General features: G+C 73.7%; 13 protein-coding genes. 4 read left to right on the top strand and 9 right to left on the bottom strand.

Features of this window, described 5'->3' with window-relative positions:
* Positions 1 to 23: 23 nt before the first annotated feature.
* The 3 genes from ACX9I7_RS09680 to ACX9I7_RS09670 all read right to left on the bottom strand — a co-directional run bounded on the left by ACX9I7_RS09680 (position 24) and on the right by ACX9I7_RS09670 (position 2,203).
* Positions 24 to 845, bottom strand: a complete 822-nt coding sequence (locus ACX9I7_RS09680; protein ID WP_358622190.1) for an SCO1664 family protein — start codon at positions 843 to 845, stop codon at positions 24 to 26.
* Complete coding sequence (locus ACX9I7_RS09675; RefSeq protein WP_387577121.1) at positions 809 to 1,399, bottom strand: DUF3090 domain-containing protein; 591 nt, start codon at positions 1,397 to 1,399, stop codon at positions 809 to 811. The genes ACX9I7_RS09680 and ACX9I7_RS09675 overlap by 37 nt, the downstream gene beginning before the upstream one ends.
* A 108-nt stretch (positions 1,400 to 1,507) precedes the next feature.
* Positions 1,508 to 2,203, bottom strand: a complete 696-nt coding sequence (locus ACX9I7_RS09670) for a histidine phosphatase family protein (RefSeq protein WP_387577119.1) — start codon at positions 2,201 to 2,203, stop codon at positions 1,508 to 1,510.
* 64 nt (positions 2,204 to 2,267) lie between these two features.
* On the opposite strand from ACX9I7_RS09670, the gene corA reads away from it, so the two are divergent.
* A complete protein-coding gene (corA, locus tag ACX9I7_RS09665; RefSeq protein WP_459387080.1) occupies positions 2,268 to 3,260 on the top strand; it encodes a magnesium/cobalt transporter CorA in 993 nt (330 codons plus the stop codon).
* Between the two features lie 27 nt (positions 3,261 to 3,287).
* Here the strand turns inward: corA and ACX9I7_RS09660 are convergent, their stop codons facing one another.
* Positions 3,288 to 4,076, bottom strand: coding sequence for a ferritin-like domain-containing protein (locus ACX9I7_RS09660; RefSeq protein ID WP_387577117.1), 789 nt, complete (start codon positions 4,074 to 4,076; stop codon positions 3,288 to 3,290).
* A 217-nt stretch (positions 4,077 to 4,293) separates the two neighbouring features.
* Positions 4,294 to 5,343: an LLM class F420-dependent oxidoreductase gene (locus ACX9I7_RS09655; RefSeq protein ID WP_387577236.1), complete on the bottom strand. Its 1,050-nt coding sequence runs from the start codon at positions 5,341 to 5,343 to the stop codon at positions 4,294 to 4,296.
* A 148-nt stretch (positions 5,344 to 5,491) separates the two neighbouring features.
* On the opposite strand from ACX9I7_RS09655, the gene ACX9I7_RS09650 reads away from it, so the two are divergent.
* Positions 5,492 to 6,475, top strand: coding sequence for an aldo/keto reductase (locus ACX9I7_RS09650; RefSeq protein ID WP_189453713.1), 984 nt, complete (start codon positions 5,492 to 5,494; stop codon positions 6,473 to 6,475).
* Positions 6,472 to 8,766, top strand: coding sequence for a helix-hairpin-helix domain-containing protein (locus ACX9I7_RS09645; protein WP_459387079.1), 2,295 nt, complete (start codon positions 6,472 to 6,474; stop codon positions 8,764 to 8,766). Before ACX9I7_RS09650 ends, ACX9I7_RS09645 begins: the two co-directional genes overlap by 4 nt.
* 67 nt (positions 8,767 to 8,833) lie before the next feature.
* Here ACX9I7_RS09645 and ACX9I7_RS09640 read toward each other — a convergent pair whose 3' ends face one another.
* The gene (locus tag ACX9I7_RS09640; RefSeq protein ID WP_459387078.1) at positions 8,834 to 9,616 is read right to left on the bottom strand and encodes a hypothetical protein; all 783 of its coding nucleotides are present in this window, start codon (positions 9,614 to 9,616) and stop codon (positions 8,834 to 8,836) included.
* Positions 9,617 to 9,663: 47 nt separating this feature from the next.
* On the opposite strand from ACX9I7_RS09640, the gene ACX9I7_RS09635 reads away from it, so the two are divergent.
* A complete protein-coding gene (locus ACX9I7_RS09635) occupies positions 9,664 to 9,852 on the top strand; it encodes a DUF5703 family protein (RefSeq protein WP_126913460.1) in 189 nt (62 codons plus the stop codon).
* Between the two features lie 79 nt (positions 9,853 to 9,931).
* Here the strand turns inward: ACX9I7_RS09635 and ACX9I7_RS09630 are convergent, their stop codons facing one another.
* The 3 genes from ACX9I7_RS09630 to ACX9I7_RS09620 form a co-directional block, all read right to left on the bottom strand.
* Positions 9,932 to 10,813 carry a chaplin family protein gene (locus ACX9I7_RS09630; RefSeq protein ID WP_387577110.1) on the bottom strand — a complete coding sequence of 294 codons (882 nt, stop codon included), beginning with the start codon at positions 10,811 to 10,813 and terminating at the stop codon, positions 9,932 to 9,934.
* A 157-nt stretch (positions 10,814 to 10,970) separates the two neighbouring features.
* Positions 10,971 to 11,204 (bottom strand): chaplin ChpH, encoded by a 234-nt coding sequence (gene chpH / locus ACX9I7_RS09625; RefSeq protein ID WP_358622175.1) that lies wholly within the window; start codon positions 11,202 to 11,204, stop codon positions 10,971 to 10,973.
* A gap of 157 nt (positions 11,205 to 11,361) precedes the next feature.
* Positions 11,362 to 12,696, bottom strand: coding sequence for a M20/M25/M40 family metallo-hydrolase (locus tag ACX9I7_RS09620; RefSeq protein WP_459387077.1), 1,335 nt, complete (start codon positions 12,694 to 12,696; stop codon positions 11,362 to 11,364).
* Positions 12,697 to 12,878 lie beyond the last annotated feature (182 nt).

Genomic DNA, 12,878 nt, shown 5'->3' with positions numbered 1-12,878 from the left:
GCCCGTAAAGATCACACCGAGGATCACACCGGCGGCCAGGGAATCGCCGGCCACTGCCCGCTCGGTTCGCGGTGGCGCCGCGTCCGCAGCAGGTCCGCCACCCGGCCCCGCAGCGCCTCGATCTCCGCCGGAGTGATCAGTTCCGCAAGCCGCCCGGCCAGCGGCCGGCCCTCCTCCAGGTCGGCCGACAGCCGGCGCAGCGCTTCCAGCGCCTCCTCCGGCAGGGGTTCTCCCGCCCATCCCCACAGCAGCGTGCGGAGTTTGTCGTCCGCGTTGAACGTCACGCCGTGGTCGATGGCGTAGAGCCGGCCGCCGGGGGCGGGCAGCAGGTGGCCGCCCTTGCGGTCACCGTTGTTGATCACCGCGTCGAGGACGGCCAGCCGCCGCAGCCGTTCGTCGTCGGCGTGGACGAGCAGCGCGGTGCGGTCCTCGCCCACCTCCGCGAAGCCCACGGCCTTCCAGCCGGGGCCGGGTTCCTCGCCCTCCACGAGGGCGAGGAGGGCCTCCTCGTCGGCCGACGCCTCTATCCACAGCTGGCACATGCCCTCGCCGTAGGGGCCGTCGCGCAGCACGGTGGGCGGGACCAGGCCCCAGCCCATGGCCTCGGAGAGCTCGTACGCGGCGACCTCGCGCTGGGCGAGGGTGCCGTCGGGGAAGTCCCACAGGGGCCGCTCCCCCGCGACGGGCTTGTAGACGCAGGCGGCGCTGACGCCCTCGTACTCGACCGTGCAGTACAGGACCGCGTTGGACGCCTCGCGGACCCGGCCCCGGACCGTCAGCTCGCCCTTGGCCAGGAGCTCGTGCGGGGTCACGCTCCCCGGCGGTATCCGTTCTGGCGCGGGCATACGTGTCCCTCCGGGTCGAGCGGCAGGCTGCACAGCGGGCAGGGCGGCCGGCCCGCGTTGACGACTTCGAGCGCGCGCTTGGCGAAGGCGCGGGCCATGGTGCCGGTCAGCCGGACGCGGAGCATGGGCGGGCCGTTCAGCTCGTCCTGCAGCAGCCGCTCCTCGGCCTCGGCGAGGTCCTCGTCGGTGCCGGCCTCCAGCTCGACGAGGGCCTGGGCCTCCACCACCATGCGTTCGCCGTCGCCGTCCCAGGCCAGGGCCATGGTGCCGACGCGGAACTCCTCCTCGACGGGGGTCTCCAGCGGGGCGGTGTCGGCGAGCTCGACGGGGGCAACCGCGGGCACCGGGGCGTTGCCGCCGGTGCGCCGGACGACCTCGTCCAGCAGCTCGTCGATGCGCTCGGCGAGGGCTTCCACCTGGGCCTTCTCCAGCGCCACGCTGGTGACGCGGCCGGCCGCGCTGGCCTGGAGGAAGAAGGTGCGGCGGCCCGGCAGCCCGACCGTACCGGCGACGAAGCGGTCCGGTGGGTCATAGAGGAACACCTGACGGGACAACGTCCTGCTCCATGGGGTTCGGAGGTCACTTGCGGGTTTGCGTTCCGGTCGCGGGCACGGGGCGGCGGCCCCGGGGTTCCCGCGTCCCCACCCTACTGCTCGCGACGATCACGGTGCTCCCGCACCACCCCCGACCGCCGCGTCCGCGCCCTCGCCGCCCGGGGCGGCCGGCCGTGGGGCGAGTGCCGCGAGGTCTCCGGTGTCGCCCAGGCGCAGCAGATAGGGGCGCAGCCGGGTGTAGCGGATGGCGGTGACGGAGCAGGGGTCGGCGGTGATCCGCTGGAACTGGTCGAGGTGGAGGCCCAGGGCGTCGGCGACGATGGCCTTGATCACATCGCCGTGGGTGCACATCAGATAGGCGGCGTCGTCGCCGTGCTCGCGCTCGACGCGCTCGTTCCACCCCTGGACGGCGTCCACGGCGCGGGTCTGCACGGCGCGCAGGGACTCGCCGCCGGGGAAGGCGGCGGCGGAGGGGTGGCGCTGGACGACCTCCCACAGCGGTTCGCCGGTCAGCTCGGTGAGTTTGCGGCCGGACCAGTCGCCGTAGTGGCACTCGGTGATCCGCTCGTCGGTGTGGAGCGGCAGCCCGGGGCGGGTGGCGAGCAGGGGGGCGAGCGTCTCGCGGCAGCGCAGCAGCGGGCTGGTGACGGCGGCGGCGAGCGGGACGTCCGCGAGCCGGGCCGGGAGGGCGGCGGCCTGGACCGTGCCGCGTTCGTCCAGGGCCACTCCGGGGGTCCGCCCGGCGAGCACTCCCCCGGTGTTGGCGGTCGACCGGCCGTGCCGGACGAGGATCAGCGTGGGCATGACCGTCAGCCTACGACCACCGTCCGGGCCGCGACGGGTGTACGGCGGACGGATGAGCGGCAGAATGGCTTGCGTGATCGTGGATTGCGCCATCTACCGGCACGGGGAGCGCGCCGAGCGCCCGGCCGAGCTGGCGGACGCCCTGGAGGCGGCCCGGGCGGAGGGCGAGTCGTTCGTCTGGATCGGGCTGTACGAGCCCACCGAGAAGGAGTTCGGCCTGGTCACGAGCGAGTTCGGGCTGCATCCGCTGGCCGTGGAGGACGCGCTCAACGCCCACCAGCGGCCGAAACTGGAGGTCTACGACGACTCGCTGTTCCTGGTCCTCAAGCCCGTGGTCTACGACGACGCGCGGGACACGGTGACCACGGACGAGGTGATGGTCTTCATCGGGAACTGCTTCGTGGTGACCGTCCGGCACGGCGAGGGCAGCCCGCTGGGGGACGTGCGCAGACGGCTGGAGCGGGATCCGGGGATGCTGCGCCACGGGCCGACGGCGGTGCTGTACGCGGTGTGCGACGCGGTCGTGGACCACTACACGGACGTGGCGATCCTCCTCCACGCGGATCTGGACGAGCTGGAGGCCGAGGTGTTCGCGCCGCTGGGCGAGGACGTGCGGCACACGGCGTCGCGGATCTACTCCTTCAAGCGCCAGGTCGTGGAGTTCCGCCGGGCGATGCTGCCGCTCGTCGAGCCGATGGCGCGGCTGTCGGGGACGGAACTGCCGTTCGTGGACGAGAAGTCCTGGCCGTTCTTCCGTGACGTGAGCGACCATCTGGCGCGGGCGAACGAGTCGGTGGAGGGCCTGGACCGGCTGCTTTCGGACATTCTTTCCGCGCATCTCGCGCAGATGGGGGTCCAGCAGAACGACGACATGCGCAAGATCTCGGCGTGGGCGGCGATGGCGGCCGTACCGACGATGATCGCCGGGGTCTACGGGATGAACTTCACCCATATGCCGGAGCTGCGGCAGCCGTGGGGCTATCCGGTGGTGGTGGCCCTGATGGCGGGGCTGGTCGCCTGGCTGTACCGGCTGTTCAAACGGCGCGGGTGGCTGTGACCCACGCCCCGACGGTGTACGGGTGGCTCAGACCGGCTCCGGGGCCGCCGTGGCCGGGCCGCCCAGGGCGTCGCGGCGCTCCGGCATCCGCAGGGTGACCATCCGGCGCCGGCCGCCCAGGCGCTCGTACGCGTACAGGGCGTGGATGCCCGCCGTGAGCGCCGCCGACTTGGCCGCCGGCCAGCGCAGGATGCGGCCCATGCGCGTCATGACGGCGAGGCCGACGTCGCGGTGGACGGCGATCTCGGCGAGGGCGCTGCGCCGGAGGAGGTCCTGGATGAGGCGGCCGTGGCCGTCGGCGGCCAGGCGCAGCAGTTCCTCGTGGCAGTAGGCGAGGTGGTTGGTCTCGTCGGCGCGGATGACGCGGACGGCGGCGCCGATCTCGGGGTGGTCGGCGAAGTGCCGGGTGAGCATCTCCATCTGGTCGGCCGCGCGCTGCTCGGTGACCCGGCTGTGGGCGAGGTAGACGATGATGTCCCGCTCGCTCAGCGGCTCGTCGGCGCGGAGCTTGGCGTGCGGGAGCCCGATGCCTCGGCGTTCGAGGAGCATCGTGTAGTCGGTGTCGGCCGGCACGGTGCAGGGTTCCAGGCCGCGGCGGCGCAGCAGGCCGTTGAAGATCCGGCCGTGCTTGTCCTCGTCCGCGCCGTGCCGGGCGATCTTCGGTGCGAGGTGGCGCAGGCTCTCGGGCACCAGGGCGGCGATACGGCCGTTCTCCCAGCCGCCCTGCGCCTCGCCGCCGGCGGCGATCGAGCAGAAGAGCCGGTACGCCTCGTCGTTGTCGAGGATCTCCTGGAACAGACTCCGGGCCGTGAGCATCGGCTTCACCTCCGTAGGCACCCCAGTCAAGTGCGGTGCCCGGGAGGCGGCAATCAGGGGACCGTGACGGCTCGGCCGAACGAAGGACGGCGGTTAAAGATTCCGAATCGCCCCGGCGCGTAACCCTGCGGGCGCCCGGGCGTTGTGTTCGGTGTCGGCCGTGGCGGGGAAGACGACCCCCGAGCCCCCACCACGGCCGCGGACTTCCTTCCGGCCGTCAGGCGAGCCCGGCCCGCTCCAGGGCCTCGACGCCGGTGCGCAGGGCGGTGATCCGCTCGTCGAGGGTGAAGCCGGCCGGGGCGAGCGACAGGGTGGTGACCCCGGCGTCCGCGTAGGCCTGCATCCGGTCGGCGATGCGCTCCACGGGGCCCAGCAGGGTGGTGGAGTCGATCAGCTGCCGGGGGACGGCCGCGGCGGCGCCCGCCTTGTCGCCGGAGAGGTACTTCTCCTGGATCTCGGCGGCCTCCTTCTCGTAGCCCATGCGGCGCGCCAGCTTGTTGTAGAAGTTCTGCTTGGCGCTGCCCATGCCGCCCACGTAGAGGGCGGTGTAGGGGCGGAAGAGGTCGGCGAGGCCGTCGACGTCCTCGCCGACGGCCATGGGCACGGTCGGGACGAGGTCGAAGCCTTCGAGGGTCTTGCCCGCCTTCTCGCGGCCCGCGCGCAGGGCGCCGAGGGTGGTCTCCTCGGCGTGCTCGGGGGCGAAGAAGATCACCAGGGCGCCGTCGGCGATCTCGCCGGTCTGCTCCAGGTTCTTCGGGCCGATCGCGGCGATGTACAGCGGGATGTGCTCGCGCACGGGGTGGACGGTGAGCTTGATGGGCTTGCCCGGGCCGCCGGGCAGCGGCAGCGTCCAGTGCTCGCCCTCGTGGGAGACGCGCTCACGGGCCATGGCCTTGCGGATGATCTCGACGTACTCGCGGGTGCGGGCCAGCGGCTTGTCGAACTTCACGCCGTACCAGCCCTCGGAGACCTGCGGGCCGGAGACGCCGAGGCCGAGGCGGAAGCGGCCGCCGGAGAGGGAGTCGAGGGTGGCGGCGGTCATCGCCGTCATCGTGGGCGTACGGGCCGGGATCTGGAAGATCGCCGAGCCGACGTCGATGCGCTCGGTCTGCGCCGCGACCCAGGACAGCACGGTGGGCGCGTCCGAGCCGTAGGCCTCGGCGGCCCAGCAGACCGCGTAGCCCAGCCGGTCGGCCTCGCGGGCGACCGCGAGGTTGTCGGCGTCCATCCCGGCCCCCCAGTAGCCGAGGTTGATCCCGAGCTTCATCCGGCCCATGTCCACGCCCCTTACTCATCAGTAACGTCGTCGTTGCCGGGACTCTAGCGCGCGGACCCGGGCCGCGTCACCGGTCGCCCGGGCGGAGCCCGTGGCGGGATGACGTCGGCCCGGTGCCCGGCCAGTACTCTCAGCGACCATGGAACAAAGGCATCTCGGCCGTACGGGCCTACGGGTGTCCCGCCTCGGGCTGGGCACCCTCACCTGGGGCCGGGACACGGGGGAGCGCGACGCGGCCGAGCAGCTCAAGACCTTCTGGGGCGCGGGCGGCACGCTCGTCGACACCGCCGACGTCTACGCGGACGGGGGCGCGGAGTATCTGCTCGGGCGGCTCATGGACGATCTCGTGCCGCGCCGCGACCTGGTCATCGCTACCAAGGCGGGCAGCGTCCTGGACCCGGCGCGGCGCGTCGACTGCTCGCGCGGCCACCTCCTCGCGGCGCTCGACGCCTCGCTGGACCGGCTCGGCACGGACTACGTCGACATCTGGCAGATCCACGCCTTCGACACGACGACCCCGATCGAGGAGACGCTCCAGGCCGTCGACCTCGCGGTCAGCAGCGGACGGGCCCGCTACGCGGGGGTCGTCGGCTTCAGCGGCTGGCAGCTCGCGCGGGCCGCGACCTGGCAGCTCGCCGCGCCGGGGGCACGGACGCGGCTGGCGTGCGCGCAGATGGAGTACTCGCTCCTGCAGCGCGGCATCGAACGGGAGGTGCTGCCCGCCGCGCTCGACCTGGGCGTCGGCATCCTGCCGTCCTCCCCGCTCGGCCGGGGCGTGCTGACGGGCAAGTACCGCCACGCCACCCCCGCCGACTCGCGCGGCGCCTCCGAGTACCTCGCCGCCTTCGTCGCCCCGTACCTGGACGACGCGGCGCGGCGGATCGTCGACGCGGTGCGCACGGCGGCGGACGGGCTCGCCACGACGCCCCTCCACGTGGCCCTGGCGTGGGTCCGCGACCGCCCCGGCGTCGTCGCCCCGCTCCTCGGCGCGCGCACGGCGCAGCAGCTCGGAGCGGCGTTGTCAGTGGAGACCCTTACGCTTCCGGACGAGATCTGCCGTGCGCTCGATGACGTGTCGGCGCCCGTGCACCGCTACCCGGACCAGGACTGGAGCACGCTGTGAGTACCGATCGCCCCACCGGCGAGGCCGAGCCGGAGCCCCTTCGGGGGGAGCACGGAGCGCCTACGGCGGGCACACCGGATTCCGCCGGGCCGGGCCCGGCGGAAGCTCCGTCGGCCGTCGCGGTCGACGCCGCCGGGTCCGCAAACGGCGAGCCGCAGGGTGCGGAGGCAGCGGCGGGCGCGGGTGCCGGGGCCGCAGGCGGGGAGCCCGCCGAGGGTTCGGCGGCGGGTGCGTCCGCGCGCGACGGCGCCGGGCAGCCCGGCGGGGAGCGGGCCGGGCCGGGTGTGGCCGGCGACGCCACGACCGCCGGCTCCGAGCCGCGCGGCTCGGAGCGGGACGCGTCGGAGGCCGGGGCGGCCGGCGCCCCGGGTGGGGATGGCGCTCCCGCCGGGAAGGCGCGGTCCGCTGTCGCCGAGGCGTTGGCCGCGGCGGTGCGGGCCGTGGAGAGCGGGGAGCGGGACGCGGCGTCGTTCTTCAACGAGCCGAAGCCGAAGCCCGCCGCCCGGCGCCCCGCGCCGGCTCCGGCCGCTGCCGGGCCGGCCGTGGCCGGGCCCGGCGCCGTGGCGCGGCCCGTGCGGGCGGCGGCGCCCGTCGCGCCCAGCGCCGGGCTCACCGAGGTGCTCGCCGCCGGAGGGGCGCCCGAGGCGCTCGCCGGCCAGGTCGCCGAGGCGCTCGGCGAGCACGCCGCCGAGGAGCTCCGCGAGGATCCGTGGCGGCTCCTGGCCGTACCGGCCGTTCAGCCGGAGCAGGCCGACGGGTTCGCGCGGGCCCTGCTGGGCGACGCGTGCGGGCCGGGCGACGAGCGCCGGGCACGGGCCCTGGTGGCCCGGTTCCTGGAGCGCGCCGCCCTCGCCGGGCACACCGTGCTCGAGTCCTCGGCCGTGCTCGCCGAACTCTCCCGGCGCTCCGTCCCCGACGCGGAGGCCGCGCTGCGCGACGTCCTCGCCGAAGGCACCGTGCTGGTGTTCCGGGAAGGCCCGGAGGACGAGCGGGAGGACGAGGAGGACGCCGGGGAGCCGGTGCGGCTGCTGCTCGGGCTCGACCGGTACGCCATGGCCGAGGAGAGCCTCGCCGACGGCCTCGCACGGCTCGTCAACGCCACGCCCGAGCCCGCCCCCGACTGGGCCGCCGCCGCGGAGGCCGCCCCCTCCCCCTCGGCCGCCGAGCTGATCCGTGCGGTCGCGGCCGCCGGCCTCGTGACGCACAGCGGCGGCGAGGCCGCCCGCGCCGAGCCCGCCGCCCTGGTCACGGCCGCCGCCGGAATGGGCCTGCGGGCGTGGGCCGCCGCCCACACCGAGGACGGCAGGCGCCGGCTGACGGAGCTCGGCGTGGCCGACGCCGTCACCGTGGCCGGCCTGCTGTCGGGCCAGGAGGGCCCGGGGCGGGACGCGGACGGCGCCCTGGCGCTCGACGTGCTGGCCGTCCTGGACGCCCCCCAACTGGACGTGGAGACCGCCGCGCTACTGGTCGAGTCGCTCGCGGACGGCACCCGGCTGGTGCTCAGCGGCGATCCGGGCGTGCTGTGGTCCGCCGGGCCGGGCCGCGTCTTCGCGGACGTGCTGGCCGCCCGCGCCTGCCCGGCGGTCGTCTCGCGCACCCCGGACCCGGGCCCGATCGGCGAGCTCGTCTCCGGGATCGGCGTCGGCGAGCTCAACCAGGTGGCCGCCCCCGGCAAGGAGGTCGTGATCGTCCCGGTGCGGGAGCCCGCCGAGGCCGTGCACCGCACGGTCCAGCTCGTCGCCGACTCCGTGCCCCGCGCGTTCGGCGTCGAGCCCGGCGCCGCCCAGGTGATCACCCCGGGCCACGGCGGCCCCGCCGGGACCCGCGCGCTCAACGCGGCCCTCAAGGAGCGGCTCAACCCGGGCCCCGGCCGCTTCGGCGGCTTCGACCCGGGCGACCGCGTCGCCTACGTGCCCGCGCCCGGCCGGATGGTCCCTGGCACGGTGGTGTCGGCGGACGCCGAGGGCCTGCGGCTGGACTGCGGGGGCACTCCCGTCGTCGTACCGCGCGAGCGCGTCGGCGACGAGGTGCGCCACGGCTGGGCCGTGACCGCCCATCAGGCGGCCGGTACGCGCTGGCCGGCGGCCGTCGTCGTCCTGCCCGGCGACGCCGCGCCGACGCTCACCCGGTCCTGGGTCTACACGGCGTTCAGCCGCGGCGAGCGGCATCTGTCGGTCGTGCAGGGCGTGGAGCAGGCCCTGCCCCGCGCGGTCGCCGAGGTACCGGCGAAGGAGCGGAGCACCCGGCTCAGGCCGCTGCTGGAGGCGCAGACACGGCCGGCCGAGGGCTGACCGACCGACTGACCGGACGGATGGATGGATGACCGCGGGCCCCGGTTCTCCCGGGGCCCGCGGCGCGTCAGCGTCCCGGTGCCCGCCCGGCGCCCGCGCCCTCGCCGTCCTCCGGCGTCCCGGCGTCCGCGCCCTCCACCTCCAGGTCGTCGTCGATGTCGTCCTCGTCGAGGCCCCCGTCCTCGTCACCGTCATCGCCGTCATCACCGTCATCGCCGTCCTCGTCGAAGACGGCACTCACGTCGAAGCGGCAGACGACCGTCTGCGGGTCCGGCTGGTCGAAGGGGGCCGACAGCCACTCCCCCGGGTCGGGGAGCTCCTCCGCCGCAGCCACCCACAGCGTGGAGTCGCCCTCAACCAGGCCGAACTCCTTGTGCCGGGAGGCGATCTCGTCGGCCTCGTACTCCTCGAAGATCACCCCGAGCGCCGTGTGCACGCTGCTTCCGGCGGATCCCTTGCCTCCGCCGGACGTTCCCGCGCGCAGGTCCGCGTCCACGTCCGGGTCGAGGTCGGCGACGCGCTGTGCCTGGGCGAGCAGCCGCTGGGGCTCGGCCACCGCGTAGTCCCTGCGGATCAGCACGCTCAGCGCGCTGGGCTCCTCCGGCCCGGCGTAGGCGGGCAGCGCGTCGTCGCCGGGGATCTCGAAGGGAGTGACCTCGTCGTAGGCGTCGTAGAGGAGCTCGTCATAGGCCTCGGCTGTCGCGGCCAGCTCGTTGAACGCGGCGTAGACGGCCGGGTCGTCCTCCCCCGATCGGCGTTCGACGGCCTCGAGGTGGCGGTCCAGAGCGGCTTTGACCGCGTCGGCGGCGGCCCGTACCTCGGCAGCGGTCGGCTGCGCAGCATCAGACATAGTGCAGACGCTATCCGCACCGGGCCCGTTCCCGCACAATAGATGCGATGCCGGAATACGAATTCTGCGATGTGTATGTGCCCCGGGGGGTCTCCCGGAAGGCGGCCACACGCTTGCTGACCGACCATGCCGAGTACGGACACTGGGAGTTGGACCGACTACGCCTCTATCCGGACGGCAGCCGCAAGGTGCGGTTGCGGCGCAGGATCATCCGTCAGCTCCGCGCCACGTGGTGACGGCGGGGAGGGAAAGCGAAGGGAGCGGGTCCCGCGATCGCGGGGCCCGCTCCCTTCCGTTTCCGTCGGTGTGACGGGGTCAGCCCTGGGCGCCGCGCGAGCGGCGGTAGAGCATCGCGCCGCCGACCAGCAGGCCGGCGCTGGCCGCGCCGGCCGCGCCGAGCTGGCCCGCGCCGGTGTGCGCGAGCTCGGCGGCCTTCTGGGCGACCGTGGCCGGACGGTGCTCGGCGAGGACGGCGGGAGCGCGGTGCGCGTCCTTCACCTCCATGGCCGGCTGGGTGTGGTGCCCGGCCGGGGGCTGAGCGTGGGTGCCGGGGCCGTTGTGGTGCTCACCGGCCGGCGGCTGGTGGCCCGGCTTGTGCTCGGTGGGCGGGTTGTGGTGCCCACCGGGGTTGTGCTCACCGGGGTGACCCGGCTTGCCGGGGTGCCCGGGGTGGCCCGGGTGGTCGCCGCGCGGCGGCGTCCAGTCGTGGCCGGAGTCGCCGTGGCCGTCGTTGACACAGGTGTTGCCCGTGGCCGGGTTGCCGATGCCCACGACGTCGACGCTGTTGCCGCAGGCGTTGACCGGGATGCTGACCGGTGCCTGCACGGTGTTGCCGGACGCCACACCGGGCGAGTCCTCGCTCAGGCCCTGCGCGAGCGCGCCGCCGTGACCGCTGCCGTGACCAGTGCCGTGACCGCTGCCGCCGTGCCCGTTGCCCTTGTGGGCGTGCCCGCCGCCGCCGTTGAAACACCGGTTGCCCGTGGCCGGGTTGAGCAGCCCGATCACGTTCACGGTGTTACCGCAGGCGTTCACCGGCACGTGCACCGGAACCTGGACGGTGTTCCCGGACGCGACGCCCGGGGAGTGCGCCGAAGCGCCGTTGGCACCCGAGTCCGCCATCGCGTAGCCGCCGGTCACGGCGAGCACTCCGCTCGCCGCCGCTACGGAGAGCAGGCCCTTCTTGGTGACCTGTCGCATTTTTCGTCTTGCCCCTCTGCTTTTGCCATGCCGAATGCGCGGAACATTCGTCTTCCCGCGCCCGGAATGACCCAGTCGAAAGCCCAACGGCTCCGGAGTACGTGCCACGTACCCCGGAGCCACCCTGGTTCAATCCCTTACGGGACCGGACAGAACGTCACTTGTTGACGCAGACGTTGCCCGTGGCAGGGTTGAGCAGCCCGACGACGTTGATCGTGTTACCGCACACGTTGACCGGCACCTCGACGGGCACCTGGACGACGTTGCCCGAGATGACGCCGGGGCTGTTCACAGCCGCACCCTGGGCTCCGTCGCTGGCGGCGGCCATACCGGCACCCGCGAGGACGAGACCACCAGTGGCAGCCGCGGCGGCGACGACCTTCTTGAGCATTGATTCCTCCTAGTTGGCAATGCGGTCCCAGCCGCGGACCGCACACCTGTAACGACGAGGAGGGAATGGGGCTACGTAACCGTCCCTGCGTTCACTCTTTCCGGCGACGGATGCGCCGAATACGCGCGGTTTGACGTGGATTCGGCAACCGACGGGCTCAGCACTGGTCCAGGAAGCGGTCGAGCACGCGCACACCGAATTTCAGGCCGTCGACGGGCACCCGCTCGTCCACGCCGTGGAACATCCCGGCGAAGTCCAGCTCCGGCGGCAGCTTGAGCGGCGCGAAGCCGAAGCAGCGGATGCCGAGGTCGTCGAAGGACTTCGCGTCGGTGCCGCCGGAGAGCATGTAGGGCACGGCGCGCGCGATGGGGTCCTCGGCCTTCAGCGCCGACTGCATCGCGTCGACGAGCCGGCCGTCGAAGCTGGTCTCCAGCGCCTTGTCCGCGTGGACGTCCTCCCGCTTCACCCGCGGCCCGAGGATCCGGTCGAGGTCCGCGAGGAACTCCTGCTCGTGACCCGGCAGGAACCTTCCGTCCACGTGCGCGACGGCCTGACCGGGGATGACGTTGACCTTGTAGCCGGCGCCGAGCATCGTCGGGGCGGCGGTGTTGCGCAGGGTGGTGCCGATCATCTTGGCGATGCCGCCGAGCTTGGTGAGCGTCGCCTCCATGTCCTCCGGGTCCAGCGGGGTGCCGAGGGCGTCCGACAGCTCGTCGAGGAAGGACCGGACGGTCTTGGTGACCCGCACCGGGAACTCGTGCCGTCCCAGCCGGGCGACCGCCTCGCAGAGCTCGGTGATCGCGTTGTCCTTGTTGGTCATGGAGCCGTGGCCGGCCGTGCCGTCCACGGTGAGCCGCATCCAGTGCATGCCCTTCTGGGCGGTCTCGACCAGATAGAGCCGCAGGTTCTCGTTGACCGTGAAGGAGAAGCCGCCGACCTCGCCGATCGCCTCGGTCACGCCCTCGAAGAGCTCGGGGTGCTTGTCGACGAGGTACCGGGCGCCGTAGGTGCCGCCCGCCTCCTCGTCGGCGAGGAAGGCCAGCACGATGTCGCGGGGCGGCTTGCGGCCCGACCGCAGCCGGTCGCGGACGACCGCCAGCGTCATCGCGTCCATGTCCTTCATGTCGACCGCGCCGCGGCCCCACAGGCAGCCGTCCGCGATCTCGCCCGCGAAGGGGTCGTAAGTCCAGTCCGCCGCGTTGGCGGGCACGACGTCGGTGTGGCCGTGGATGAGGAGCGCCGGCCGGGACGGGTCCTCGCCCTCGATCCGCGCCACCGTCGAGGCCCGGCCCTTGTGCGACTCGATGATCCGCGGCTCCAGCCCCACCTCGGCCAGCTTCGCGGCCACGTACTCGGCGGCGAGCCGCTCACCGGGCCCCGAGTGGTCGCCGTAGTTGCTGGTGTCGATCCGGATCAGATCGCGGCAGAGGTCGACGACCTCCTCCTCGCCGCTCCTGGCGTTGCCGGTCCCGGCCGGCTTCGACTCGCTCACGCTGCCTCCTCGTGGTTCTGGGTCGACGGCCATCCTCCCCCTCCCGTTCCCCCGGCCCAAGGCCGCAATACCGCCGACATACAGCCGCAACGATCACCGGACGGGGGGCCCGGGAGGCGGTGATCGAGCACCTCGAATGTTTGGTATTGTTTTCCATGTCGCCGCGGGGAACACCCCGCAGG

Source organism: Streptomyces sp. L500 (assembly GCF_054551825.1).
This window is presented reverse-complemented; position numbering and strand designations above follow the sequence as displayed.